This is a genomic window from Paraburkholderia sp. BCC1885 (genome assembly GCF_900996235.1).
Classification (GTDB): Bacteria; Pseudomonadota; Gammaproteobacteria; order Burkholderiales; family Burkholderiaceae; genus Paraburkholderia.
This window is the reverse complement of the sequence record NZ_CAAJGM010000066.1, coordinates 154,842-179,305: the sequence shown is the minus strand read 5'-3', so window position 1 is coordinate 179,305 and position 24,464 is coordinate 154,842. Positions and strand designations below refer to the sequence as shown.

Sequence of the window (24,464 nt, the reverse complement as noted above, 5' to 3'; positions counted from 1 at the left end):
GCTCATCCGGCTCAACGCCATGATGCGTGACGCCACCCCCTGGAGTCCGCCGAAATCATGATCGAATGAACCCCTGACACTTGACCTTCAATACAGTTGCTTTCTTTGCGGCGGCAAAGAAAGTAAGTGCCGCCCCGCACAGGGGCATCGCAAGCAAACCACTAACAAAGCAAGGAAAGGCCAAAGCCCAAAGCAGCCAGAAGAACAGCACCCAAAGCCGTCAGCCAGACAAACAAAAAAACAAAAAAACCTTAAACCTCCCGAACAGCAAGAGGCTGCATCAACTTGGCAGGCAGCTTAAACTCCACCTTCTCCTCACGCCCAGCCATGGTAGAAACGTCAACCGGCCCCAGCGCCCGCAGGGCATCAATCACATTCTCGACCATCTCTTCCGGCGCGGAAGCACCAGCGGTAATCCCCACTGTCTGCACACCGGCAAACCACTCCGCCTTAACTTCGGACCCATCGGCAACGAGGTAACTGGCAACCCCGGTCTCACTGCCAATCTCGCGCAAGCGATTCGAGTTCGAGCTATTCGTCGCGCCAACCACCAACAAAACCTGAACCTGCGTGCTCAATTCGCGCACGGCGGCCTGCCGGTTCTGCGTCGCATAGCAGATATCGCGCGTGTCCGGGCCGACGATATTGGTGAACCGTCGCAGCAAGGCATCGATGATGCCGCGTGTGTCGTCCACCGACAGCGTCGTCTGCGTCACATAAGCCAGCGGCGTGTCCAGCGGCAAGTCCAGATGCGCGACTTCGGCTTCGCTCTGCACCAGCAGCACCTTGCCCGGAATCTGGCCGATTGTGCCTTCCACCTCGGGATGCCCCGCGTGGCCGATCAGGATCAGCGTGCGGCCGGCCGCCACATATTGGCGCCCCTGCACGTGGACCTTGGTGACGAGCGGGCAGGTCGCGTCGAGCACGTCGAGGCCGCGCTGTTCCGCGTCGCGTTCGACGGTCTGCGCCACACCGTGTGCACTGAAAATCGCCACTGCGCCTTGCGGCACCTCGTCGAGTTCTTCGACAAAGCGCGCGCCCTTCTGGCGCAAGTTGTCCACCACGTGGCGGTTGTGGACGATTTCATGACGCACATACACCGGTGCGCCGTGTTGCTGTAACGCGCGATCGACGATTTCGATCGCCCGGACCACCCCCGCGCAAAAGCCACGGGGTTGAGCAAGGATGACTCGCATAGGCTGCCGAACTCCGACTGACGCAGGTTTCGAGGAAGTCGGTAAAAACGACTTTATCGCCGCGACATTGATATTAATTGATGTCTAAAATCCGGCGTAAAGCCGGTAGACGAAAACCAAACGCGCATTCTAACGCTATCGGACGAGCTTTGCTCTTCGGAAGGGTCGGGCGAGGCGGCCAGCGGCGTCCATGCGGTATTAATTGCACGCTGCAGCCGCCCTGCGGAACCCTTAAACTATACGGCCCTGCGGTTAAGGTTTACAACCGCATTACTTCTATATTTGAGGCGCATCGTATGGAAGTGGAAGCCGATCACTACGAAAACTTGCCGATCGCCAGCGTGCTGCTGCCAAAGGCGCTGCGCGTGCCCGTTGGCGTGATCTATCAGGTTGCCCGCACGGCCGCCGACCTCGTCGAGGAAGGCGACTGGAGCGCCGCCGAGCGTCACACGCGCCTCGCCGATTTCCGCGCGGGCCTCGACGCGGTGGCCAACGGTGCAATGGCGCCGGTTCATCCGCTGATGTTCGGCAAGCTGGCCGGCGTGGTCGCGCAGTACAAGCTGCCGCTCGCGCCGTTCTATGACCTCGTGTCGGCGCTGGACCAGGAGATCGACATCACCCGCTTCGCCGACCGGCCGGCCATGCTCGACTATTGCCGCCGCTCCGCGCATCCGGTGGGTCAGTTGATGCTGCATCTGTTCGATGCCGCGACGCCCGCCAATCTCGCCGATTCGGATACGATCTGCACCGCGCTTCATCTGATCAATTTCTGGCAGGACATTGCGACCGATTTCAAAGGCGGCCGCATCTATCTGCCGCAGAGCGACCTTGGGCGCTTTAACGTCACCGAGGCCCATCTGGCCGGCGGCGTAGCGGACGATGCCTGGCGCGCCTTGATGGCTTACGAAGTCGGCTACGCGCGTGCCATGCTGGTGCGCGGCGCGCCGCTCGCGCTGCGCATTCCCGGACGCGCGGGGCTGGTGCTGTGCGGCATCGTCCATGGTGGCCTGCGGATTCTGGAGCGCATCGAACGGGCCGGCTATGATGTGTTCCGTCATCGTCCGGCGCTCGATGGCTTCGACTGGTTTGTCGTCACGGCGCGCGCGCTCGCCATGTGGCTGTCCCGGCGCGTCGGTGTGCGCGTCACTTCGATTGAGGGCAACGTTTAATGCAGGTGGTTCTGTTTGGTCTGTCGTGCATCTCCCTGTTGATCTGGGTCGTGCTGCTGTTTGCCCGTGGCGGCTTTTGGCGAGTCCGTCCGGCGCCGTCTCTCGCGAGCACGCCGCGCGAAACATGGCCAGCGGTGGCCGCCGTGGTGCCGGCCCGCAATGAAGCCGACGTCATCACGCGCGCGGTCGGCACGCTGCTCGCGCAGGAGTACGCGGGTGACTTCCACGTGATCGTCGTCGACGACCACAGCACCGACGGCACCGCCGACGCTGCCCGCGCCGCGGCGCTGGCGCTGCAGTGTCCCGAGCGCCTGACGGTGCTCACCGCCAAGCCGCTGCCGCCGGGCTGGTCGGGCAAGGTGTGGGCGCAGTCGCAGGGTATCGAGGCGGTGCGCACGCTTGGGCTACCGGCGGATTTTCTATTGCTGACCGACGCGGACATCGGCCATCCCGCGGATGCCCTGACGCAGCTCGTCGCCCGCGCCGACGCCGAAAAGCGCGATCTGGTCTCGCTGATGGTGCGGTTGCGCTGCGACTCCTTCTGGGAAAAGGCGCTGATTCCGGCGTTCGTGTTTTTCTTCGCCAAACTGTATCCGTTCTCGTGGGTCAACAACCCGCGCAACAAGACGGCGGCGGCTGCGGGCGGCTGCATGCTGGTGCGGCGCACGGCGCTGGAAGAGGCGGGCGGCATCGAGTCGATCCGCGCCGAGCTGATCGACGATTGCAGTCTCGCCGCGCGCATCAAGCATCGCGGCGAGGGGCGCCATCCGATCCGTCTGGATGTGGCCGCGCGCAGCGTCTCGCTGCGTCCTTACGACAACTGGCGCGAGATCTGGAACATGATTGCGCGTACCGCGTTCACGCAATTGCATTACTCCGGATGGCTGCTGGCCGGCACCCTGGCGGGCATGGCGATCATCTATCTGATCCCGCCGCTGGCCGCGCTGGAGCTGGGGCCGCGCGGTTTGCCGGCGTGGCTCGCCTGGGCGGCCATGTGCTGCGCGTATGCGCCGATGCTGCGCTATTACGGCCGCTCGCCGCTGTGGGCGCCGTTCCTGCCATTGGTGGCGCTGTTCTATGTCGGCGCGACATTTGCGTCGGCGGTGCGCTATTGGCGTGGCAAGGGTGGTCAGTGGAAGGCGCGCGTGCAGGCGCCGGTGCAGCAGGATCGCTGAGAGCGCGCGCGGGGACGGGGCCGATTTGCCCGTCTCGCCCTTGCGACGGCAGAGAGCGAATGGCGGGCGCGGAACGCGCCGCCATGCGAGACTCAACAATGCTGGGGATTCACAGCCGGGCGCTTAACGTTGGGCACTTAACGGTAGGCACTTAACGCCGGACGCTCAGCGCTGCGTCAGCAACGCGTACAACTGGATCACATTGTCCGGCGAGAAGGTGAACGGCACCCAGCCGTGTCCCGTGTGACGCATGATGATGAGGCGGTCGCCATTCGACTGCTTCTGCACGGCCACCGCCGGATTTTTCGTCGACACGAAGCGCCAGCCGGGCGGCACGCCCATTGCCGGTTCCGGCATCATCGAAGCGCGTGCGTTCGACAATTCCTCGATCAACTGACCCACCTGCTCGGGATGCAGCGACACGGTCTTGCCGCCAATCGTCATGGTGATGACGTTCTGCTCGGGCCGGCCAATCGACAAGGTAGGCTTTTCTTCAGGCGTGGCCGCGACGGTTTCGGCCTGAGCGTCCGCCGCGGCTTCAGCCGTCTCAGATGCTGCCGATGCTGCGTTCGTTTCGGGGATATTGCGGGCCTGCGGGGCCACGACAGCCTGAATGAGCTGATCGACGCCCACTTCAAGCGCGCCGAGCTGTTCGTGAAGGTTCATGCGAGGATTCTCTGGTAAGACCCGCGATTTTACCTGCTGCGCGCGGGCTTTGACCCGCCGCGGGTCGGGCGACGTTGTAACAAAGTGCGTGCGGGTCGGCGCGAGAGGGCTGGCCTGGCTCAAAGCGTGCGGTCCACCGGCGCCCGCGACCGGTCCTTGCACGCGGCCCTTCCTCACGCCTTCAGATACCCCGCCTGCCTGAACCACTCCAGCGCATCGGCCAGGCCCTCGCGGTAAGGCCGCGCGCGATAGCCAAGCTCGCGTTCCGCCTTCGCGGACGTAAAGTACATCTTGTTCTTCGACATCTTCAGACCATCGACCGTGACGAACGGTTCGCGCTTCGTGATTTTGGCGACGGCTTCCGCGCCCATCGCGAGCGGGTAGAGCGGCCAGCGCGGCAGGCTGATGGTGGGCGCCTTGCGGCCGGTGAGCGCCGCGATGTCGGCGAGCATGGTCTGCAACGACAGGTTTTCGCCGCCGAGGATATAGCGCTCGCCGATCTTGCCGCGTTCGAGCGCGAGGAAATGCCCGGCCGCGACGTCGTCGACATGCACGAGGTTCAGCCCGGTATCGACGAAGGCCGGGATCTTGCCGAGCGCGGCTTCGACGATGATGCGGCCAGTCGGCGTGGGCTTCACGTCGCGCGGGCCGATTGGCGTCGACGGGTTGACGATCACGGCGGGCAGGCCGTCCTCGGCGATCATCCGCTCCACCGCACGCTCGGCCAGCACCTTGCTGCGCTTATAGACGCCAATGGCCTGGTCGGCCTTGAGCGGCGACGTTTCGTCGGCGGACTGGCCGGAGCTCGTCACCTTCAGCGTGGCCACGCTGCTGGTGTACACGATGCGTTCGACGCCCTCCGCGAGCGCCGCGCGCATGGTGGCTTCGGTGCCTTGCAGATTCGAGCGCTCGATTTCGCCGGGATCCGGCGCCCACAGCCGGTAGTCGGCGGCGACGTGCAGCAGATAGCGCACGCCGCGCAGCGCGGCGCACATCGACGCCTCGTCGCGCATGTCGCCCACGACGACTTCGGCATCGAGCGCCTCGACGTTACGGCGCGGACTGGTGGCGCGCACCAGCACGCGCACCCTGAAACCTTTCTGTTGCGCGATGCGCGCCACGGCTGAGCCGACAAAGCCGGAGGCCCCGGTGACGAGTACGAGATCGCGGTTCTGATCCATCATTCTTTTCCAATTCCCTGCGTGGCGGTCGTCGGATTGTACGTGGCGCGCGTACTGCGTGTCGCGTCGCGCGCACCCAACGTGCGCCAGGCAAACTCAGCGCGACGCGTCTAGAATGCCGGCTTGAAAGTTTGCATTGCATGGAGAGGACGGCATGACAGCCCCGGATCTCGATTCGCGGATCGAAACCTATTACGTGCGGGTACGCGGCGTCGTGCAAGGCGTCGGCTTCCGTCACGCGACGGTGCGCCAGGCGCACGCACTCGGCATCAGAGGATGGGTGGCCAACCTCGAGGACGGCTCGGTCGAGGCCATCTTGCAGGGACCGGCCAATCAGGTGGACCGGATGCTCTCGTGGCTGCGCCACGGACCGCCGGCCGCCCGCGTCAGCGAAGTGGCCGGCGAAGAACGGTACACGGAAAAACGCTACGAACGCTTCGAGCAGCATTGAGAATCGAACGGGGTATTGCGCCCGCAAGAGACGTACACGCGCAACGCACCTGACCGGATGCGCTGCCTCGCGCCGGGGCCGCTACCGTGCGACCAGCAGGCTTTCTGCAAAACCCCAATCGTCCTCGACCCATTGATGGCTGCACACGAAGCCGGCATCGTCGGCAATCGCATGGACTTCTTCCGCGCGATATTTGTGGCTGCTCTCGGTCCAGATCGTTTCGCCTTCTTCCAGCGTCACCGTCAGTTGCGCGGCCCGGATATGCGCCGTGACGGCACGCCGCGCGCGCAAATGCATTTCGATGCTGCGTGCGTCGGGATTGAAACGCGCCACGTGCTCGAAGGCATCGAGCGGAAAATCGCCGCCCAGTTCGCGGTTGATGCGCGCCAGCAAATTCAGATTGAAAGACGCCGTGACGCCGATCGCATCGTCGTAGGCGGCGACCAGCGTGGGGATCGGCTTTTCCAGGTCCGTGCCGAGCAGTAATGCGTCGCCAGGCGCAAGCATGCTGCGGATGGAACGCAGGAAGCGCGTCGCCGCAAGCCGGCTGAAGTTGCCAATCGTGCTGCCGAGGAACAGCACCAGCAGACGCTCGCCGTCCGCGCGCTTTTTGCTGACCTCCGCAAGGCCGGCCAGATAATCGCGCTCGTAACCGACAATCGAAATACGTTCGATGTCGCCCAGCTCGCGCCGGCACAATTGCAACGCGGCGCGCGAAATTTCAATCGGGAAGTAAGAGGTGGGGCGCTTTTTACACAGCGCCTCAAGAATTCGCCGGGTCTTGCGGCCGCTGCCGCTGCCCAGTTCGGCGACGGTTACGTCATGCGGCAGATGCGCCACGATGTCCGCGGCATGCGTGGCGAGCAGGCGTTCCTCCGCGCGCGTGACGCCGTATTCGGGCAGCACCGTGATCACTTCGAACAGCGCGGAACCGACTTCGTCGTAGAGGTATTTGGACGGCAACTCCTTCTGCGGCGCGTGGGTGAGTCCGGCGCGAACCTCGGCGACAAATTCAGGCGAGACGTCTTGCGATAGGGCTGGCTGGGTCATGCTTGCTCCAGTTTTCACATTCCGGTGACGATCTTCTGTCTGGGTCAGGGTACGGGCGTGCACCACCGCGAAGGTGCCGCACGCGCCTGGGAAATGCGGACCTTGAGTCCGCATGGACGGCGAATCCGCCGGACAGGCTGGGGTGATCAAGCAAGAACCGCGCTTGCGCGCGCCTCACGTGGCGGCGTGCTGCTTAACCGGCGCGCGCGTGAAGTTACGTTCTAGTTCATCGAAGGCCGTCATGCACGACTAATTGCATATGCGCGCGGCCGCTTGCTGACAACCCGTCTAGAATGCCCGCTTCCGACATCAAATTGAAACGAATGACGAATAGCAGCGCGGCGTGGCGGGTTGTCCCGTGAATCAGTATGAACCAGGACGCGGTATCGCGCTCTCTGTGTGCGCGTCGGCGCTGTTTGCGCTGCTGTCCGCGTATGTGAAATTGCTGGCGCCGTTAAGCGGGCTGGACGTCTTTGCATGGCGCGTGGTGTGGACCGTGCCCGGCGCGCTTATGCTGCTCGCGCTACGGCAGCGCTTGCCGCTCTTCGGGCATCTGGTGGCGCGAGGTGTACGCGAGCCGCGCGTCGGTCTCGCGCTGGTTGTCAGCGCGGCGATGCTCGGCGTGCAACTGTGGGTGTTTCTGTGGGCGCCGCTGCATGGACGCCTGCTGGAAGTGTCGCTCGGCTACTTTCTGTTGCCGCTGACGATGGTGCTGGTGGGACGTTTCTACTATCGCGAGCGCATCGATGGATTGCAGTGGCTCGCGGTGATTTGCGCGGCCGTCGGCGTCGCGCATGAAGTCTGGGTGACTGGCGCATTTTCCTGGCCGACGCTGCTGGTCGCGCTCGGCTATCCGCCGTATTTCGTGCTGCGCCGCAAGATCAACGCGGATTCGTTAGCCGCGTTCGCGCTCGAAATGACGCTGTTGTTGCCGGTGGCTGTCGTGCAGATCGTGACGGGAGGATCGCTCAAGCTGCTGGCCGGCCGCATCGACATGCTGGGTCTGCTGCTGCCCGGCCTCGGCGCGCTAAGCACGGTGGCGCTGGCGTCGTATCTGAAAGCGAGCCGCCTGTTGCCGATGGCGCTGTTCGGCATTCTCGGCTATGTGGAACCGGTGCTGCTGGTGCTGGTGTCCGTGACGCTGCTTGGCGAGACGTTGACCGCGCAGCAATTGGCCACCTATGTGCCCATCTGGCTGGCGGTGGGGCTGACGGCCTTGCATGGCGTGCGGCTGGTCCGCTTCGCGCCGCGCTGACCCAACGGCAAGGAGGACCCGCGCGATTCTCACTGCCCGTGATGCGCCGCCGCACGATCCGGATTGATGCGGGTCGGCCCGACTTGCGCTTCGATTGCCTCGCGCAGCGCCGGCCGCCAGCCGAAGCCGAACAATGCTTCGGCCAGCACGAACAGCGGCCCGATCAGCAGGCCGACGAGATCGTCGACGAAAGCCGGCTTGCGATGTTCATACGCAATGTGGCCGACAAACTGCAGCACCCAGCCGATCACGAACAGGCCGATTCCCGCCGTGAGCCAGGCGAACACGGATTGCGCCGCGACCCATTGCCCGCACGCGAGGCACAGAGCGGAGAAGACCGCCATCATGAGTCCCATGGGCACGTCGAGCGTGAGGTAGTAGAGGGTTGCCACTACAAACAGCACCCATGCGGGCGAGAGCGGCACCGGTAACACGGCGACCATCCAGGCAGGACGGCTCAGCAGCACCGCGAGCGCCAGCACGATCAGCGGAATGCCGACGAAATGCGTGGCGATGTTGCGCCGGTCACGGTGATAGGCCGCGTATTGGGTCAGTTGCTGGGTCAGCGTTCTCATGGGTGCCCCTCCTCGATGAAAGTCATCATAATCGCGCTCAAGCGCATTTAAGACCTTCGGGTAGCCGACAATCTTCACATTCCCGTCCCGCACGGTGCCAGCCTATGAGTTCGCCTTCTCCCGTGAATGAGCCGCTTGGCGTGCTTGAGCGCAGTGCGTGGTTTCGTGCCGCGCCCGAGACGTTGCGCACACAATTGCTTCAGCTAGGCCGGGTGGAGCGTTTGCAGGCAGGCGGGCGCCTTTTCATGCGCGGCGATCCCGACGATGGGCTTTACTGCCTACTGGATGGCCTCGTGCGGATCAGCGCAGCAAGTTTTGCCGGCAAGGAGGCGCTGCTCGCGGTAATCGAGCCGGTCAACTGGTTCGGTGAGATCGCACTGTTCGACGGCCTCGCGCGCACCCATGACGCGTATGCCGAACGCGATTCCGTGCTGTTTCATCTCGCGCGGGCAGAACTGGTCGCGCTACTCGAGCGCGCGCCGCAGCACTGGCGTTGGTTCGGTTTGCTGTTGACGCAAAAGCTGCGTCTCGCTTTCGATGCAATTGAAGAAGCCGCGCTCTTGCCGGCGGCGCAGCGTGTCGCCCGCCGTCTGTTGCTGATGGCGGGTGGTTACGGCGAGCCGGGCGTGTTGCGTCGCGTGCTCAAAGTGCCGCAGGAAGATCTGGCGATGATGCTGGCGTTGTCACGGCAAACCATTAATCAGGTTCTTAAGCAGTTCGAAGCACAGGGTGCATTGCAACTACGTTATGCGGAAATCGAAATTGTCGATGTGCAGAGGCTTGCGGCATTAGCGGATCCTGAGGCGCATCCGCGCGCGTCGACGTAAAGCCGTTTTCGTCCGCAGGCCAGAACGCCCGCGCAAAAAAAGGCGAATCCGCAGATTCGCCTCTCCCTAACGGCATATCCCGCTTCGACTATCACGACTGAGCGGCCGGATGATACCGACTGCCGATCACCTTAGTTGGTCTTGGTGGTGTCGGCCTTGGCGCCGTCGGTCTTGACCGGCGCAGCGTTGGCCTCTTTGCTATCCCCCGAGGCCTTGGTCTTCTCTACGCTGGCAACAGCAGCGTGCTTCTTCTTGCTAACCTTTTTCGCTCGCGTCTTTTGCGTATGGACGCCGCCGGTCTTGCCGGTCTGAGGTTTGACGTCGGACTTCGCGGCATCCGTGGACATTGCGCCATCCGCTTTGAGATTTGCCTGACCCGCCGCTTGCGTGGAGTGATCACCCGACATTGCCGGTGCAGCAGTTTGTGCGAAGGCCGTCGAAACGAGCAGAGCGGAAGTGAGTGCAGTGAAAATTTTCTTCATGATTTGACTCCCTGATATCACGGCTGAAAAGGTTCAGCGCTGCCGGTTTAACGCCGGCCGGATCACAGGAGTTGACGCTGCTCTGGTGACAAAACGTAACGGCTGAAATAAATGCGAGGGGATGCGTGCGGATGCGTTCACGCAGCAAAAAAACGGCGTGAAGATATGAAGATTTAAGCCTTCCTTAAGAAATGACGGAAGACTGCTTGAAACGGAGATCGAGTCTCGATGTTCTCGATGTAATAGTACGGACTGCAAAATTTAAAATCGATGCGCGCAAACGATGGGCCGCTCATAACGTCTCTATCGCATCCCTGTAGACCTCGGCGACCTGGGCGGCCACCAGCGAATGATCGAAATGCTTGCGCGCGTAGCGACGACACTGATCGCCGCTCGGCATCATCCGGTCGCCAAGCAGCGCGTCGGCGATGCCGCTGCCGAGCGCCCGGTAGTCGCCCGAGGGCAGCACGAGATCATCGGAGAGCGGCGCCACGGCGCCTGCCGCACCGCCGGCGTCCATCACCAGCACAGGCGTGCCGGTGGCAAGCGATTCGAGCGCGGTCAGCCCGCAGTCCTTCATGTTGACGGTCGGCACGACCGTCGCGTCGGCGGCGCGATAAAAAAGCGGTAACTTGTCGTCCGAGACGAAACCTGCAAGGCGCACTGTATCCATCAGACCGCGTGCCACGATGCGTCCATAAAGCCGTTCCTGCTCTGGCCCGGTGCCGGCCAGAATCAGCAGCACGTCGGGTACCGCGAGTTTGACGAGAACCATGGCTTCGATCAGGTCTTCGAGTCCGAGGCCCGGCAAGAGCGGCCGCACGCACAACAGAACCGGCCGGTCATGCGGGATGCCCAGGCGTTTGCGCACGTGTCTGCGGTTGAACGGCAATGCAAACCGCGAGGTATCGACGCAGCCGGGCACCACCCGAATATGCTCTTCCGGCACCCGGTAGCGGGCCTGCAAGACATCGCCCGACTCCTGCGACAGAACGATCAGGCGCGTGCCGCCGCGGTACACCATCCGTTCGAGCCCATAGCGCAGTGGCGCCAGCAAGGCCGCGCCGCGTTCGCTACGGTGTTCGTCGACCCACGAGCCGTGAAAATGCACGACGCGCGGCACTTTGCCGAACTGACCGAACACCGGCGCGGCATGCGGCGCGAAGTGCAAGGCAACCACATCAGGTTTGAGTGCGGGGTCACGCGGGTCAGGCGGGATTTCCGGCCGGCGCAGAAGCCGGCTCAGCGTCGCCTGTGCATTGGCGAAGGTCTGCAGCACGACATTCGAGGCGGCCGGCGTGACGGTCACGGGTTCCGCAGGCAACGGCACGGACGCCGGCGCGTGCGGATCGCGCACGTTGACGCCTTGGGCGGGCAGCGCGGCGGCGAGCGTCACGAGCATGCGGTCGAGGCCATCGGGGCGCGCCAGCGGGCGGCGCATACCGATCTGCAGCGAATCGATCGGTGCGCTCATGATTCGCCCTGTTGGGATTGCAAATCTTTCCGGTTCATCACTACCCTTGCGGCCTGTTTCGCGGGAAAAGCCCGGCTGAGGTCCACTCAACCGTCTTAAGCACACGTTACGTTGGCAAATTGCGTTTTTCTGTGTGCTAGCGCACTTAACGCTTTGCGAAACGGGTGGAGTGGCTCTTTTTCGCTATTGACGGTCGGGAATGTGCCGCTAGTGATGCGCCGATGCGACGCGCCGCAGCGCCCTCGCACGCGGTGATGAAAAGATCAATTGAAAGGATTGCCGACGATGCCAGGTTTCGAGTCCGGTTCATCCTTGATGCGCTCGGGCAAGTCCGTTTGGGACTGCAACGTGTCGACGATACTGTCGAACGCCTGTTTCAGCGCGAGCGCCGCCGCCAGGCCGCGTCGATCTTTCGTGAGCGTCAGCGTGCCGCTCACGGTAATGCGCGTCGTGCCGTTGCTGACGCTCAGCGCATCGCCCTGGAGGCTGATTACGTCGTCGTCGTTCGAGAAAGCGTTAAACACCTTTGAGTCCTCCTGGACGTTGATCCTTCAGCGACTCGGGAATGCCGGGAAAACGGATGCCGCTCATCGCTTCGAGATCGTGGACGGTTTTGATGCTGTAGCGATAGGTCGAGATATTGTCCGCTACAACCGCAAACGCAATCTGCCGTGACGGCACGTACACGAGCTTGAAGAGTTGGGTTGGTACGAAGACGCCGCTCGGTCCGATGGTCTGCAACTGCTGGCCGTTGAACATGGGTCCGGTCACGACGTAAGTGTCGTCGTCGCGCAGCGCGATATTGCGCACGGCGCTTTCGATGCGCGCCCACAGACGCTGGTTGTTTTCGCGATTTTGCGGCACGACGTTCGCGAGCGTAAACGACTGCGCCATCGCCTGCGGATTCCAGCGATTGCCGGCCGGACTCATGTGTCCGCGATCGAAGCCGCTGCGTTTATAGTCGTCGAGCGTCGCGCCTTCGCCGTCGGGCAAGCGCGCGTCTTCAAAAAACTTGTTGGTGCGCACCATGTCCTGCGCGGCTTCGATATGGTCGCGCGTGAGATGTTCCGCGGACCACAACGGACCGTGCGTGATACCGGAGTGCAGGACGGCGAAGTCGGCATAGCAGAGCATGCGCGTCTTCGGCGCCATCTTCGGATTGGTCAGCACCGGCCACTGCGCGTTGGGCGTGAACTCGGTGCAAGAGGGCGCGGCCATCGCGTGAGCCGCGACGACGAGCAACAGGGAGGCAAACCACTTCTTCATGGATCGTGCGGGAGAGGAACGGGGCCAAAAGTATAGCGTCGCGAAAGGGGCTTTCGCGAGCTTTGCGCAAGTGTGGGACGCAAGCAGAAACGCCGCATGTCACCATGCGTTTGAGAGGCCGATCAGACGACGCAGTGCCGCCTGCTGCTGCGGTCGCGCCTAGTTGTCGAAGAGACGGGTTTCCGCGCGCACGGGCTGGCGGTCGACTGCTTGCAGACGCCAATAACCGGTGGCTGGTGCACGCGCCTTGACGGCGGTCCACGCCGCCGATCCCTCGGCCGAGCTCACGCGTTGCTTGCGGTCGACGTGCAGCCCACGCAAGGTGCATAGCGGCGCGTCGTTACTGGGCGCGCACAAGGTCGTGACGCCGTCGGTGTCGCGCAATTCGCCCCATGGGGGCAGATCGATCCCTTGATGTGCTTCTCTCGACCAGCGGCGCTCCTCCGTATCGAGCCAGAGCACAGCGTAATCGTGATTGACGGTGGGATCGGAACCGTTGATGAGAATCGTCAAACGCATGGCCGTTCCGTTACACAGAGTGCGAACTGTTGCACTATCAGTCTAGACGCAGGCTGTCGTTATGCAAGGTCGGCCGCTATCGGCGGCGTTGAAGAAATTCAATGGAGAACGGCGTCGCGCAGAGTGCCCACTTACCAAGTTTGTGCGCATAAACCGGGGTCCCGCCAGGCAGGCGGGACCTCCGTAATCTGTCGTCGGCCGATCTCAGGCGAGATTGAGCGTCGCCGTCAAATCACCCAGCGGGGTGAGGCCATTCTGCGCGAACGCCCGGTCCCGCGCCGCCACCCCTTCGAGCGGCGCCAAACCGTGCACGCGGCTGATAAAGCGCAGAATCGAGTTGGTGTCGTAGGCCGTATGGTCCACGTAGCCCTTTTTTGCCAACGGCGAAACGACCAGCGCCGGAATGCGCGAGCCCGGACCCCAGCGGTCGCCTTGCGGCGGCGATACCGGATCCCACCAGCCGCCGTTTTCGTCGACGGTGACGATCACCACTGTATTGGCCCAATGCGGACTGCGCTGCAAATGCTCGATCACCGTGGCGATATGACGGTCGCCCGATTCGACGTCCGCGTAGCCCGCGTGCATGTTCAGATTGCCTTGCGGCTTGTAAAACGTGACCGGGGGCAGTCGGCCGGCATCGATATCCGCGATCAGGCGATTGGTCGAGGCGTCGTCGCCGGTGCCCGCATCACGCAGATACTGGCGGCGCGCGTCCGTACCCGGTGCGAAGCTGACGAAGTAGTTGAATGGCTGATGGTGATACTGGAAGTCGGGCACGTTGCCGGTGTCCTGGTGATCGATGGCGTATTGCCACGCGCCGGCATACCAGGCCCAGTCCACGCCCTTGTCGGACAGGCGATCGCCGATCGTCGCGTAGTTTTGCGGCGGCAACACCCGCGGATTCGACGGATCGGCAAATGCCGGATTGCCGCCGACCGCCGGGCGCACGAAGCTCGGCTGATAGGGCGGCGCCATCGTGTTGACGGCGTAACCGTCGGGCGTGAACAGGCCGTCGTTGACGAACTTCGGCGGCCCTTCGAGCGCGGATGCCGGTGAATGCGCCGCCAGCTTGAGCCGCGTGCCGGTGGGGTCGTCGCCTTCGATCACGGACACGAACGGCTTGGCCGCGCCGCTGTTGACGTCCGGCACCAGCGGCGCCTGCGCGGAGATCAGGAAGATGTGATTCAGCCATGAGCCGCCGAAAGCCGCCATGAAGAAGTTGTCGCACAGGGTGTATTGCTGCGCGAGATTCCAGATCCGCAGGGTATCAGCGGAATTGCGGTAGTGGCCCATTACGAGGCCGCCGGAGTCGGCCCACGCGACAAACTGGTTGTTGCGGCCGGCATTGATCTGCATCTGGTTCTGATAGAAACGATGCACGAGATCGCGCGTGATCACGCCGGTCGGCAGGGGCGCGCCTTGCGCATCGGCGATCCGGAACGGCTTGTTGTGCAGATCGACAATCGCGTTCTCGCCGATCATGTAGCGCTTGCCGTCGACGTCCTGCTGCTGCGGCACGAGGCCGCCCCAGATTTTTGGCAACTGCGGCAGCGGTGTTTTGCCGTCGCGATCGAGCTGCACGTAACGCTCGGCCGGCACCGCATCGAGAGGATGCTGCACGCCGGGGAAATTGCCATAGAGATTCGCAAAGCTGCGGTTCTCGGCGTAAATCACCACGATGTTGCGCACCTGGTCGTGCAATGCGGCGTCGAGCCTGAGGTCGGCTGCACTCTTCGGCGTACCGGCGGCCTGTTCTTCCGTATTGCAGCCGGCGAGCGCAAGTCCGAAGCCGACCGCCGCGAAACCGGTAAGAAGCCGGCGGCGTTCGGGATTGTCGGGACTGTCGTCGCTGTCCGACTCGGGGTTAGCGTGCGGTACAGGTAAATCGTCGTCCTTCTGATTCATTGGGCTAGATCCTCAGGTCGGGGCCGCCTGACGCGCCGGTAGATCCGACGGCATGGCGGCGGGTATTCGGCGCTTCGCTGCCTGGCAGCGGGGCTACGGCGGTGGAATGTCTTCGATGACGGACGGCGCGGCGCGACCCGGACAACACACGCCGACGACCCGCCAATGATCGCGCGCCATATGTTCTTTTTGTGTGTCAGACGAAATTTGCCGGTTCGTCGTGCACGAGTCCGCGACGGTTGCGAAGGAATCGCATTTCAATCGCCTTGCGATTGTCGGCGAGCACGACTCAAACGGTCAAGGCGTCGCGTTCCGCGACCATCGGGTGCATCGGCTCGTAGCCGTCGAAAAAGCGCGCCCACGTCAGCAGCGTGATGTCGTGCGCCAGCGCGGTCTCGCCGGAGCGTCCCTAGAAGGCGTTATACGCATCCCAGAGCGGCAGCCAGGCGGGGAAATCGGAGGGGTTACGAGGCGGATCTGCGACGGATGCGCCACGGGCGGGCTCCAGGTTTGCGTGGCGCTGAGCGGCTGCGAGGTCGAGGGGCTGAGAGGTTAAGCGAGTCGCGCGCGAGGCCGGCACGGCCATGCCGTCAGCGTAGGAACTTGTGGCGGCAATGCCAGCCCACGATCCGACAGTGTTTGAAGCCGCGCGTTAGGGACCGTGACCCGCCCCGCTAGTTTTTGCGGTGCGGCGAATGCCTCAACGTGTCGCGCACCTTTTTTGCAACCAGCAACGGCATGTAATCGAACACGCGCGCGCCGGTTTTGTAGTCGGCCAAAGTGTCAGCGTAGATCTTCGAGACCGTTTCCGTGGGCGTATTCGTTTCCGCGGCAATGGCCTGTACAACTTCGTCAACGTTGGGCTGTGGCTGAGCCATGGGTTTCTCCGGGTTAAGAAGGCAAGCGGCGAAGGCAAGCGGCGGGCGACAACAATTTCATTACATGATGCAATCGCCCAGCTTGCCAATTGAATCGGCCTATGAGGTATCTGCTTCACACACTCTTTAGCTTGCAGTAGCGAAAGGGACCCATCGCAAGCCGCGATGCCTTGGTTCGTGCGAGTGGAGACGATGAATATCTGGGAAATACGCGTGTGAATGCGTGGCTGAAAATAACGCGCAAAAGGCCAGCAGGAGCGGTGTCAGTTGGTCACGAGCGCATCCACCCAGCCCCTCGCAACGTAATACCTCTATCGCCAACCACGTCCGAGGCCACCATGCGCCGTTTTGTCCATGCCGCCGCCGTGTTCCTGCTGTGTATGCTGAGTGGCTGTTCCGGCGATCCGCCCAATCCGAACCCGCGCGCCAGTGTGCCGCTGCAGAGCGTGCCGGTGGATCTGCCGCGTTATATGGGGCGCTGGTACATCATCGCCAATATTCCTTACTTTGCCGAGCGTGACTTCGTGGGCTCCTATGCGCAATGGGAATTGCGGCCGGATGGCAAGATCGACGACTCGTATTACGCCCATAAGGGCAGCTTCGACGCGCCGCTCAAGCACTATCAGTTTCTCGATACGCCGGTGCCGGGCAGCGGCGGCGGGCAGTGGAGCGTCCAGGTGTTCTGGCCGGTGCATTTCGCGCAACTGACGCTGTACGTCGATCCGGACTACCGCTACACGATCCTCGGTTATCCGGGCAAGAACCTCGGCTGGATCTTTTCGCGCGAGCCCGCGATGAGCGACGAGACCTATCACGCCATGCTCGCGAAGCTCGACCAGATGGGTTACGACACCTCTCGTTTCAAACGCGTGCCGCAACGGGTCGAGCAGATTGGCATGCCGGGTTTCGCATCGCCGGGGGACAAGGACTAGCCGCCGGCGCGCCGCATCCGTTGCCCATTTGCCTGCGTATAAGCAGCATCGCCATTGGATGAAGATGCCATGCCGCCTGTCGTCGCCGCCTTGATTGCCCTGGCCGGACTCGTGCTCGTGTTCACGGCCGTCTGGGCGTGGCAACTGAAATCGGAAAACGCCGGCATGGTCGACCCGGTCTGGGCGTATTCGCTGGGCGCCGTCGCGGTGCTGTATGCGGTGCTCGGCACCGGCGACCCCACCTCCCGCGCACTCGCCGCGCTCGGCGGCCTGGTTTGGGGCGCGCGCCTCGGCACGCATCTGTGGCGGCGCAATGTCGGCCAACCCGAAGACGCGCGCTATCACCGCTTCCGCGAAGAGTGGGGCGAGGCCGCGCCGCGCAAGATGTTCTGGTTTTTCCAGTTACAGGTCGTGATTTCGATGCTGCTCTCCGTCGCGTTTCTCATACCCGCGTATCGGACCGGCGAGCCGGCCACCGGATGGCTCCTGCTGGCGGTGGCGGTCTGGATCGTCTCGGTGGCCGGCGAAGGGCTGGCGGATCGCCAGTTGCGCCGTTTCAAGGACGATTCAGCGAACCACGGCAAGGTGTGTCGTGTGGGCCTATGGCGTTATTCGCGGCATCCGAATTATTTCTTCGAATGCGTGCACTGGTTGGCGTATCTCGTGCTGTCGATCGGCTCGCCGTGGATCTGGCTAACCGTGTTGCCGCCCGTTTTGATGGCCTGGCTCCTGCTGAAGCTCTCGGGCATCCCGTTGCTCGAAGCGAGTCTTGCGAAGACGCGAGCCGGTTACGCCGAGTACATGCGGACCACGAATGCCCTGATTCCCTGGCCGCCGCGTCGTGACACCAAAGGACCCCACTCATGAGCCTCTCGACCCTCGATCGCACCCTGCCGCCGCCCGCTCCCGCCACGCCCGGCGACGGCTGGCTGATCCGCTGCTGCGAACGCGGCTGGCTGCCCGATGCGCTAATCCGCCTTGGCATGCGTCAGCTGATGGGCCAACGTCTACGCGACGAGGCCATCCACGACGGCGAATTGCGCGCGCGACGGCTTGCTCGTCTGCTCGACGATCTGCGTTCGAGTCCGATCGCCATTGAAACCCAGGCGGCCAATACACAGCACTACGAAGTACCGGCGTCGTTCTTTCATGCGCATCTCGGGCCGCATCTGAAGTACTCGTGCTGTCTATACCCGGAAGGCAACGAGACGCTCGCGCAGGCCGAATCCGCGATGCTGGCACTTTATGCGGCCCGCGCCGAGCTGGCGAATGGACAGCGGGTGCTCGATCTCGGCTGCGGCTGGGGTTCGTTGTCGCTGTGGCTCGCGGCGCATTATCCGGATTCGCAGATCGTCGCGCTGTCGAACTCGCAGGGTCAGCGTGCATTTATCGAAGGGCAAGCCGCCGCGCGTGGCCTGACGAACCTCACGGTGGTGACCGGCAATATCGTCGATTTCGAATTCTCCGAAGCGCAGCTTGCGGGTGGCTTCGACCGTGTGGTGTCGATCGAAATGTTCGAGCATATGAAGAACTACGGTCTTCTGCTCGCGAAAATTGCACGCTGGATGCGCGATGACGCGAAGCTGTTCGTGCATATTTTCGCGCATCGCACGCTGGCGTATCACTTCCAGGTGGAAGACGGCAGCGACTGGATGTCGAAGTATTTTTTCACCGGCGGCACGATGCCGTCGGAGAATCTGCTGCTCAATTTCCAGGACGATTTACGCGTGGAGCGGCAGTGGTGGGTCAGTGGCACGCATTACGAACGCACCGCGAACCAGTGGCTCGCCGCGCTCGACGCCGCCAAAAGCCGCGTCATGCCAATGCTCGCGGACACCTACGGCACGCGCGATGCGGCGCTCTGGCTGCAGCGCTGGCGCATGTTCTACATGGCCGTGGCCGAACTGTTCGGCTATGCGCACGGCAACGAATGGGGCGTCGCGCACTATCGCTTCGAAAAGCGTTAATCCTGTTGCGCCCGCGCGAATTCGATCATGGTCTGCGCGAAACGCACAGCGGCCGGATTGCCGGCGTCGCGCCGCGTGACGAGATGCAGCGGGGCCGTGATGGCCTCGTCGCTATCGATCGGGCAATACATCACGCTTTCCTGCTGATAACGCTGCATCGAAGCGGGCACGATGGTCACGCCCGTTCCCGCCGCCACGAGGTTGATGGCGCTTAGCATGCGCGGCACTTCGGTGGCGACGCGCGGCGTGAAGCCTGCCGCTTCGCAGGCGTCGATGAAATCCGAGTACATGCCGCGCGCGCCCGGCCGGCGCACGAAGATGAAGGCTTCGTCCGCCAGCGCGTCGAGCGCGACCGGACGCAGGCGGCCGGATTTGCCGCGCCCGTGCAACAGACGGTGCCCCAACGGCAGCACCAGCACCATGCTTTCTTCCAGCAACAGATCGAAACGCAGTTCCTCGGGCGTGTCGCTCGGCTTGCGCAGAATCGCCGCGTCGACACGGCCGCTCACCATCCGTTCGATAATCTCGGCGGCGTTGATTTCGTTGAGGTCGATGGCGATGTCAGGACAGGCTTCGCGGAACGCGCGAATCGCGGCGGGCGCCAGCGGGTGAAAGGCCGACGAACTGGTCAGCGCGATCCGCACCGAGCCAATCTGGCCATCTGCGATACCCTTGCCCTTGGTGACCGCCTGGTCGAGCGCCTGCAGCACAGAGCGGGCATCGTCGGCGAACGAGGCGCCCGCCGAAGTCAGTTCGACGCCGCGCGCGACCCGCGTGAACAGCGTGAAGCCGATCTCGCTCTCCAGCGCCTGGATCTGCTGCGACAGCGGCGGTTGCTGGATATGTAGCCGCGCGGCGGCGCGCGTAAATTGCCGTTCGTCGGCGACCGCTAGGAAGTAACGCAGATGCCGCAGTTCCATCGCAATTCCTCATATATGCCAAACGTATGGCAAAGCCATTTGATCGGTATTTTACATTTACCGCGATCCTCCGTAGGCTTGCGGGATAAACAGTAAATGTTTGGAGACTTATGGACTCGATGCTATCCGCCGCGGCATCCGCTGCGCACCCCGCTCCCGCACCGGCGGCTTCGCAGGTGCGGCGTGCCGTGTTTGCCTCGGTGATCGGCAACGGCCTTGAGTGGTTCGATTTTCTGATCTACGGCTACTTCGCCAAGACGATCTCGCACGTGTTCTTTCCGGTCGGCAATGCATCCTTCTCGACGATGCTGACGCTCGCGACCTTCGCGATCGGCTTCATCGTCAGGCCGCTGGGCGGCATCGTGCTGGGCGCATACGCGGACCGCGTGGGGCGGCGCCGCACCTTATCCCTGCTGATCCTGCTGATGGCCGCCAGCACGCTTCTCATGGGTCTGACGCCGGGCTACAGCAGTATCGGCATGGCCGCGCCTTTGCTCGTGCTGCTCTCGCGCGTGTTGCAGGGATTGTCGGTGGGCGGTGAGTTCGCCACGGCTGCGGCGATGTTGTCGGAATACGCGCCGCGCGGCAAAAAAATGTTTTACGGCAGCTTTCAGATGACGTCGCAAGCCTTCGCGCTGCTGCTGTCGTCGGCGTGCGGCTATCTGCTGACCACGCATCTGGATCGCGCCGCGCTCGAAGCATGGGGATGGCGCGTGCCGTTCCTGCTCGGCGCGCTGATTGGGCCGATTGGTTTCTACATTCGGCACAAGGTCGCCGAATCGCCGGAATTCGTCGAAATGCGCGAGCGTCTCGGGCATGCGCCGAAGCAATCGATCCGGCAATTCCTGCGCGAACGCAGCGACGCGGTGTTGTGCGCGATGGGCGTGATCATCGTCGGCGCGGCCACGAATTATCTGTGGCATTCGTTTTTGCCCTTGTACGTCGAGCGCCAGTTGCATCTGCCGCTGAAGAATGCGCTGTTCGGCACGGCCGTGTCGGGGCTGATCAGCATTGTTGCGTATCCGCTCGCGGGCAAGCTCGCGGATCGGGTCGGCGCGTGGCGGGTGTTCTTTCCGGTGGTGGTGGTCTGGGCAATCGTCGCGTATCCGCTGTTCGCCTGGGTGGTCGCGCAACCGAGCGCTGAGCGGCTGTTCATCGCGCAACTCGTCGCCACGCTGGTGCTGAGCATCATGTCCGGCCCGCATCCGGGGATGCTGACGCAGTTGTTTCCCACCGCGACGCGTTCGACCGGCGTCGCGCTGTCGTACAACATCGCCGTCACGCTGTTCGGCGGACTGGCGCCGTTGACGGTGACGACGTTGATCGGCTTCACCGGTTCGAATCTGGTGCCGGCGTATTACCTGATTTTTGCGGCGATCGTCTCGCTGCTGCTGGTTGGCCTGAGCCGCTCGGGACGGCGCCTGTTGCGCGATCCTGATGCCGTGCCGCACGACTCACCCTAATCGACGTTGATTCGAATATGACCGATTTCAGTCCCCGCGAGCGGGCCCGTCCGCGCAACGAATATCCCGTGCGCGAGGTCGGCGGCGAGCGGTTACGCGTCAGCACGCAGCGCGGCTCCGGCTGGGTGCCGGTGTATCGCTCGGCAGACGCGGCGCGGGATCATCGCGTGAGCCGCGTCGTGATCGTGCTGCACGGCCGTTTGCGCGATGCGGATGCGTATCTGCTGTCCGCGCAACGAGCCCTGGCCGCGGCGGATGTCGACCCTGACGACACCTTGCTGCTGGTGCCGCAGTTTCTCGCCAGCGCGGATATCGACCGGCACGGCCTCGACAAAGACGCGCTGCATTGGGACTGGACCAGCTGGATGGGCGGCGACGACGCGCTGGGACCGGCGCCCGTCAGTTCGTTCGATGTCCTTGATAATCTCGTCGAAGCCGTCGCGGACCGCGCGCGCTTTGCTTCGTTGCGCGAAGTGGTGATCGCCGGTCATTCGGGCGGCGCCCAGGTGGCGCAACGTTATGCGGTGGTGGGTCGCGCGGCGGCGTTGCTCGAAGCGCAGGGCGTGCCTTGCCGCTATGTGATCGCGAATCCGTCTTCGTATGTGTATTTCGACAAGCTGCGGCCCGATGGCCAAGGCGGCTTCACGCCAGCGGACGAACAGGCCTGCAGCGGGGTCGACACGTGGAAATACGGCATTCACGAGCCGCCGCGTTACGCGAGTAGCGCCGCGTTCGAAGTGCTCGAACAGCGCTATGCGCGCAGCGATGTGATCTACCTGCTCGGCGAAGCTGACTGCGATCCGCAGCATCAGGCGCTCGATCGTTCGTGCGCCGCGATTGCGCAAGGGCCGCATCGGCTGGCGCGCGGGCTGGCGTATTTCGAGTATTTGCGTGTCCGGCATCCGGGGCTCGCGCATCGTTGTTGGCAGGTGCCTGGCGTCGGCCATAACGGTGAGGGCATGTTCAACTCGGTCGAAGGTCTGCTGGCGCTGTTCGGCGCGAAAGCGCGCGCGGACTGGGACGTGGATAGGCCGGTGTCGTCAGGACAGCGCGGTTCGCACGATAGCGGCGCGACGGAATGACCTGCGGCGCGAACTTGCGCCGTGCCGCCGCGTTGCCCGCGTCTCGGCAGCAAACGCGGCGCCGCGTCATACTCCGTTAGCCGCGCCATGCTTGACGTCCCGTTTTCGCGCGGCTTCGACGGAACCGCCTATGACGACGCCCATCCCTTTTATTCCCGATCGCTTCAGGAACAATGCCGCTCATTACCTCGCCGGCCGCCCGGCTTATGCGCCGCGTCTGATCAGGCGCGTGGCCGAAGCCTGCCGGCTCGACGGCACGCAACGGCTACTCGATCTCGGTTGCGGGCCGGGGCAATTGTCGGTGGCGTTTTCATCGTGGGTGGATACCGGCGTCGCGCTGGATCCCGAACCGGCCATGCTGAGCATCGCCGCCGATCTTGGGCTCGGTATCGCGCCGAATATCGAATACCGGCTCGGCAGTTCGTACGATCTGTCGCCGGAATGGGGACGCTTCCAGCTCGCGGTGATTGGCCGTGCGTTTCACTGGATGGACCGCCCCGATACCCTCGCGCGGCTCGATCAACTGATCGATCCTCAGGGCGCGGTGGTGCTGTTTGGCACCACCCATCCGGCCGATGCGTCGACGCCCTGGCTGGCCGATTACCGGGCGCTGCTCGAAGAGTACGCGCAAACCGATCCCGCGCGCGAGCAGCGCAAGTCCGAGAGTTGGGAGAGTCACGATAGCGTGCTGCTGAAGTCGCCGTTTGCCGCGCTGGAACGTGTCTCGATTATCGAGAAGCGGCGTGTGGCGGTGGACTCGCTGACGGCGCGGGCGCAGTCGATGTCGAGCCTGTCGCGCGAGCGGCTGGGGGCGCGGCTGGACGAACTGCTGGACCGCGCGCGGCGCTTGCTTGAAACGCATGCTGTCGATGGCTGGCTTGACGAGCGGGTGGAGTCGGTGGCGTTGATTGCACGGCGTTGAAATACCGGGGACTTGGTTGATGTACGTCACCGAAGTACATGACGGCTCGGTGACCGTCAGCGTACACGCCGCGCCATCACGCGTGCGTCGGAGGGATGCGCCCGCGCGTTGACGCCAGCGCATCCGCCACGTGTCTACCCGGCGGAAGGCGACGTATGACCCAGCACGCCGGCCGCTATCAGTATCGCCGCCATCGCAACGGCTTCGACGGCGAGCAGCCGGTCGAAGCTGTGCTGCGCGTTGCGATACGGCGCGCCGCCGTCGGCCGCAGTGTGTTGCAGGCGCGGCAGATGGACCATCCGGTTGTAGCCTCCGAGCAGTACCGCCAGCGTGACCAGCACGAGCTTGAGCGCCAGCACGCGCCCATACAACACGTCGAGCAAAGGTGCGGTCAGATGGGCCGTGTCCTGCGTGGCGTTATAAATGCCGGTCACGATCACCACAGCCAGCGCGATAGTGGCCAGATGCGATAAGCGCGTGCAAAACGCCACGCGGTTTGCCGCTTCGACGGACCCGTCCGCGCGCTCCGCTGCATTCCAGCGCCACCATAGCGGCGCCGCGACGAGCACGCTGCCTGCCCATGCGGCGGTCGCTCCCAGATGCACGACATGCACTGCTTCGCGAAAGGTGAAATCGCCTGCGTCGGCGGCGTGACTGGCGGCGGCTTTACCCGCCACGTACACGACCATGCCCGCCGCCGCCAGCCACCACGTCGCGCGACTGTGACGGGCGCCGCCGAAGCAGGCCAGCACCGCCCCGGCAAAGCCCACCGACCACGCCACGCCGAAGTGCGATTGCGTCAACACGGTGCCGACGACAGGCCCCGCGTCGCTAAACGACGCACCACCCATCACGGCGGCCTGCAGCCACAGATAAAGACCGCAAGCCAGCACGAGCAGAGCCAGCGCGACGAAGCGCAAGCGGCCAAGCGCTGGCGGGGCTGACATCGAAGCCGAAGCCGCCGCCGCGAGCCCTCGCCGTTGCCACCCGAGCATCGCACCGTTTGCAAGCGCCCCAACCGCGACCGCGAGCAACACATCCTGTGCAGCCTGAACCGCGATCTGCGCGACGACAAGCGGGTCTGACAGCGGATCTAACAGCGGATCCAC

Annotated in this window: 25 protein-coding genes and 1 pseudogene; 11 read left to right on the top strand and 15 right to left on the bottom strand. The window is 63.6% G+C overall.

Translation table 11 applies throughout. The features are described 5' to 3' along the window. Positions 1 to 251: 251 nt before the first annotated feature. On the bottom strand, positions 252 to 1,196 hold the full coding sequence (gene ispH / locus FQ755_RS05990) for a 4-hydroxy-3-methylbut-2-enyl diphosphate reductase (RefSeq protein WP_144152075.1): 945 nt from the start codon (positions 1,194 to 1,196) through the stop codon (positions 252 to 254). A 296-nt stretch (positions 1,197 to 1,492) separates the two neighbouring features. Here ispH and hpnC point away from each other — a divergent pair, with 296 nt between their 5' ends. Then, positions 1,493 to 2,365: a squalene synthase HpnC gene (gene hpnC, locus FQ755_RS05985; protein WP_409937161.1), complete on the top strand. Its 873-nt coding sequence runs from the start codon at positions 1,493 to 1,495 to the stop codon at positions 2,363 to 2,365. Further along, positions 2,365 to 3,540, top strand: a complete 1,176-nt coding sequence (locus FQ755_RS05980) for a glycosyltransferase (protein WP_144152072.1) — start codon at positions 2,365 to 2,367, stop codon at positions 3,538 to 3,540. Before hpnC ends, FQ755_RS05980 begins: the two co-directional genes overlap by 1 nt. Before the next feature lie 165 nt (positions 3,541 to 3,705). On the opposite strand, the gene FQ755_RS05975 is transcribed toward FQ755_RS05980, so the two are convergent. Together FQ755_RS05975 and hpnA are read right to left on the bottom strand one after the other, a co-directional pair. After that, on the bottom strand, positions 3,706 to 4,206 hold the full coding sequence (locus tag FQ755_RS05975; protein WP_144152069.1) for a hypothetical protein: 501 nt from the start codon (positions 4,204 to 4,206) through the stop codon (positions 3,706 to 3,708). Between the two features lie 173 nt (positions 4,207 to 4,379). Beyond that, positions 4,380 to 5,390 (bottom strand): hopanoid-associated sugar epimerase, encoded by a 1,011-nt coding sequence (gene hpnA, locus FQ755_RS05970; protein WP_144152066.1) that lies wholly within the window; start codon positions 5,388 to 5,390, stop codon positions 4,380 to 4,382. 151 nt (positions 5,391 to 5,541) lie between these two features. Between hpnA and FQ755_RS05965 the strand changes: the two genes are divergently transcribed. Next, positions 5,542 to 5,838 (top strand): acylphosphatase, encoded by a 297-nt coding sequence (locus FQ755_RS05965; RefSeq protein WP_144152063.1) that lies wholly within the window; start codon positions 5,542 to 5,544, stop codon positions 5,836 to 5,838. Positions 5,839 to 5,919: 81 nt separating this feature from the next. Here the strand turns inward: FQ755_RS05965 and egtD are convergent, their stop codons facing one another. Continuing rightward, complete coding sequence (egtD, locus tag FQ755_RS05960; protein WP_144152060.1) at positions 5,920 to 6,888, bottom strand: L-histidine N(alpha)-methyltransferase; 969 nt, start codon at positions 6,886 to 6,888, stop codon at positions 5,920 to 5,922. A gap of 358 nt (positions 6,889 to 7,246) precedes the next feature. Between egtD and rarD the strand changes: the two genes are divergently transcribed. Next, positions 7,247 to 8,143 (top strand): EamA family transporter RarD, encoded by an 897-nt coding sequence (gene rarD, locus FQ755_RS05955; protein WP_144152057.1) that lies wholly within the window; start codon positions 7,247 to 7,249, stop codon positions 8,141 to 8,143. Between the two features lie 29 nt (positions 8,144 to 8,172). On the opposite strand, the gene FQ755_RS05950 is transcribed toward rarD, so the two are convergent. Next, complete coding sequence (locus FQ755_RS05950) at positions 8,173 to 8,718, bottom strand: DUF962 domain-containing protein (protein WP_144152054.1); 546 nt, start codon at positions 8,716 to 8,718, stop codon at positions 8,173 to 8,175. A gap of 104 nt (positions 8,719 to 8,822) precedes the next feature. Between FQ755_RS05950 and FQ755_RS05945 the strand changes: the two genes are divergently transcribed. Beyond that, entirely contained in the window at positions 8,823 to 9,545 is a 723-nt protein-coding gene (locus FQ755_RS05945) for a Crp/Fnr family transcriptional regulator (protein WP_144152052.1), read from the top strand. 131 nt (positions 9,546 to 9,676) lie between these two features. On the opposite strand, the gene FQ755_RS05940 is transcribed toward FQ755_RS05945, so the two are convergent. The 8 genes and pseudogenes from FQ755_RS05940 to FQ755_RS05905 form a co-directional block, all read right to left on the bottom strand. Beyond that, complete coding sequence (locus tag FQ755_RS05940) at positions 9,677 to 10,027, bottom strand: hypothetical protein (RefSeq protein WP_144152049.1); 351 nt, start codon at positions 10,025 to 10,027, stop codon at positions 9,677 to 9,679. Between the two features lie 292 nt (positions 10,028 to 10,319). Continuing rightward, positions 10,320 to 11,501 carry a glycosyltransferase family 4 protein gene (locus FQ755_RS05935; protein ID WP_144152046.1) on the bottom strand — a complete coding sequence of 394 codons (1,182 nt, stop codon included), beginning with the start codon at positions 11,499 to 11,501 and terminating at the stop codon, positions 10,320 to 10,322. Between the two features lie 263 nt (positions 11,502 to 11,764). After that, the gene (locus FQ755_RS05930) at positions 11,765 to 12,025 is read right to left on the bottom strand and encodes a hypothetical protein (protein WP_144152043.1); all 261 of its coding nucleotides are present in this window, start codon (positions 12,023 to 12,025) and stop codon (positions 11,765 to 11,767) included. Continuing rightward, positions 12,018 to 12,767 (bottom strand): DNA/RNA non-specific endonuclease, encoded by a 750-nt coding sequence (locus FQ755_RS05925; RefSeq protein ID WP_144152040.1) that lies wholly within the window; start codon positions 12,765 to 12,767, stop codon positions 12,018 to 12,020. The genes FQ755_RS05930 and FQ755_RS05925 overlap by 8 nt, the downstream gene beginning before the upstream one ends. A 159-nt stretch (positions 12,768 to 12,926) precedes the next feature. Then, positions 12,927 to 13,286 carry a DUF3564 domain-containing protein gene (locus tag FQ755_RS05920; RefSeq protein ID WP_144152037.1) on the bottom strand — a complete coding sequence of 120 codons (360 nt, stop codon included), beginning with the start codon at positions 13,284 to 13,286 and terminating at the stop codon, positions 12,927 to 12,929. Positions 13,287 to 13,490: 204 nt separating this feature from the next. Further along, complete coding sequence (locus FQ755_RS05915; protein WP_144152034.1) at positions 13,491 to 15,191, bottom strand: acid phosphatase; 1,701 nt, start codon at positions 15,189 to 15,191, stop codon at positions 13,491 to 13,493. Between the two features lie 304 nt (positions 15,192 to 15,495). Continuing rightward, positions 15,496 to 15,699 (bottom strand): annotated as a pseudogene (locus tag FQ755_RS38005) (GNAT family N-acetyltransferase); the annotation flags it as partial. 166 nt (positions 15,700 to 15,865) lie between these two features. Beyond that, positions 15,866 to 16,069: a DUF3562 domain-containing protein gene (locus tag FQ755_RS05905; RefSeq protein ID WP_144152031.1), complete on the bottom strand. Its 204-nt coding sequence runs from the start codon at positions 16,067 to 16,069 to the stop codon at positions 15,866 to 15,868. A 338-nt stretch (positions 16,070 to 16,407) separates the two neighbouring features. Here FQ755_RS05905 and FQ755_RS05900 point away from each other — a divergent pair, with 338 nt between their 5' ends. From FQ755_RS05900 to FQ755_RS05890, 3 genes are all read left to right on the top strand, one after another. Next, complete coding sequence (locus tag FQ755_RS05900; RefSeq protein WP_144152028.1) at positions 16,408 to 17,001, top strand: lipocalin family protein; 594 nt, start codon at positions 16,408 to 16,410, stop codon at positions 16,999 to 17,001. A 69-nt stretch (positions 17,002 to 17,070) separates the two neighbouring features. Further along, complete coding sequence (locus FQ755_RS05895; protein ID WP_144152025.1) at positions 17,071 to 17,868, top strand: DUF1295 domain-containing protein; 798 nt, start codon at positions 17,071 to 17,073, stop codon at positions 17,866 to 17,868. Continuing rightward, positions 17,865 to 18,968: an SAM-dependent methyltransferase gene (locus FQ755_RS05890; RefSeq protein ID WP_144152022.1), complete on the top strand. Its 1,104-nt coding sequence runs from the start codon at positions 17,865 to 17,867 to the stop codon at positions 18,966 to 18,968. Before FQ755_RS05895 ends, FQ755_RS05890 begins: the two co-directional genes overlap by 4 nt. Here the strand turns inward: FQ755_RS05890 and FQ755_RS05885 are convergent. Further along, the gene (locus FQ755_RS05885; protein ID WP_144152019.1) at positions 18,965 to 19,888 is read right to left on the bottom strand and encodes a LysR family transcriptional regulator; all 924 of its coding nucleotides are present in this window, start codon (positions 19,886 to 19,888) and stop codon (positions 18,965 to 18,967) included. The genes FQ755_RS05890 and FQ755_RS05885 overlap by 4 nt on opposite strands. 119 nt (positions 19,889 to 20,007) lie before the next feature. Here FQ755_RS05885 and FQ755_RS05880 point away from each other — a divergent pair, with 119 nt between their 5' ends. From FQ755_RS05880 to FQ755_RS05870, 3 genes are all read left to right on the top strand, one after another. Beyond that, positions 20,008 to 21,351, top strand: a complete 1,344-nt coding sequence (locus FQ755_RS05880; protein WP_409937165.1) for an MFS transporter — start codon at positions 20,008 to 20,010, stop codon at positions 21,349 to 21,351. 17 nt (positions 21,352 to 21,368) lie between these two features. Further along, positions 21,369 to 22,433: a hypothetical protein gene (locus FQ755_RS05875; RefSeq protein WP_260858343.1), complete on the top strand. Its 1,065-nt coding sequence runs from the start codon at positions 21,369 to 21,371 to the stop codon at positions 22,431 to 22,433. Positions 22,434 to 22,563: 130 nt separating this feature from the next. Next, positions 22,564 to 23,355 (top strand): class I SAM-dependent methyltransferase, encoded by a 792-nt coding sequence (locus tag FQ755_RS05870; RefSeq protein WP_144152013.1) that lies wholly within the window; start codon positions 22,564 to 22,566, stop codon positions 23,353 to 23,355. Positions 23,356 to 23,489: 134 nt separating this feature from the next. Here FQ755_RS05870 and FQ755_RS05865 read toward each other — a convergent pair whose 3' ends face one another. Next, on the bottom strand, positions 23,490 to 24,464 hold the full coding sequence (locus tag FQ755_RS05865; protein ID WP_144152010.1) for a CopD family protein: 975 nt from the start codon (positions 24,462 to 24,464) through the stop codon (positions 23,490 to 23,492).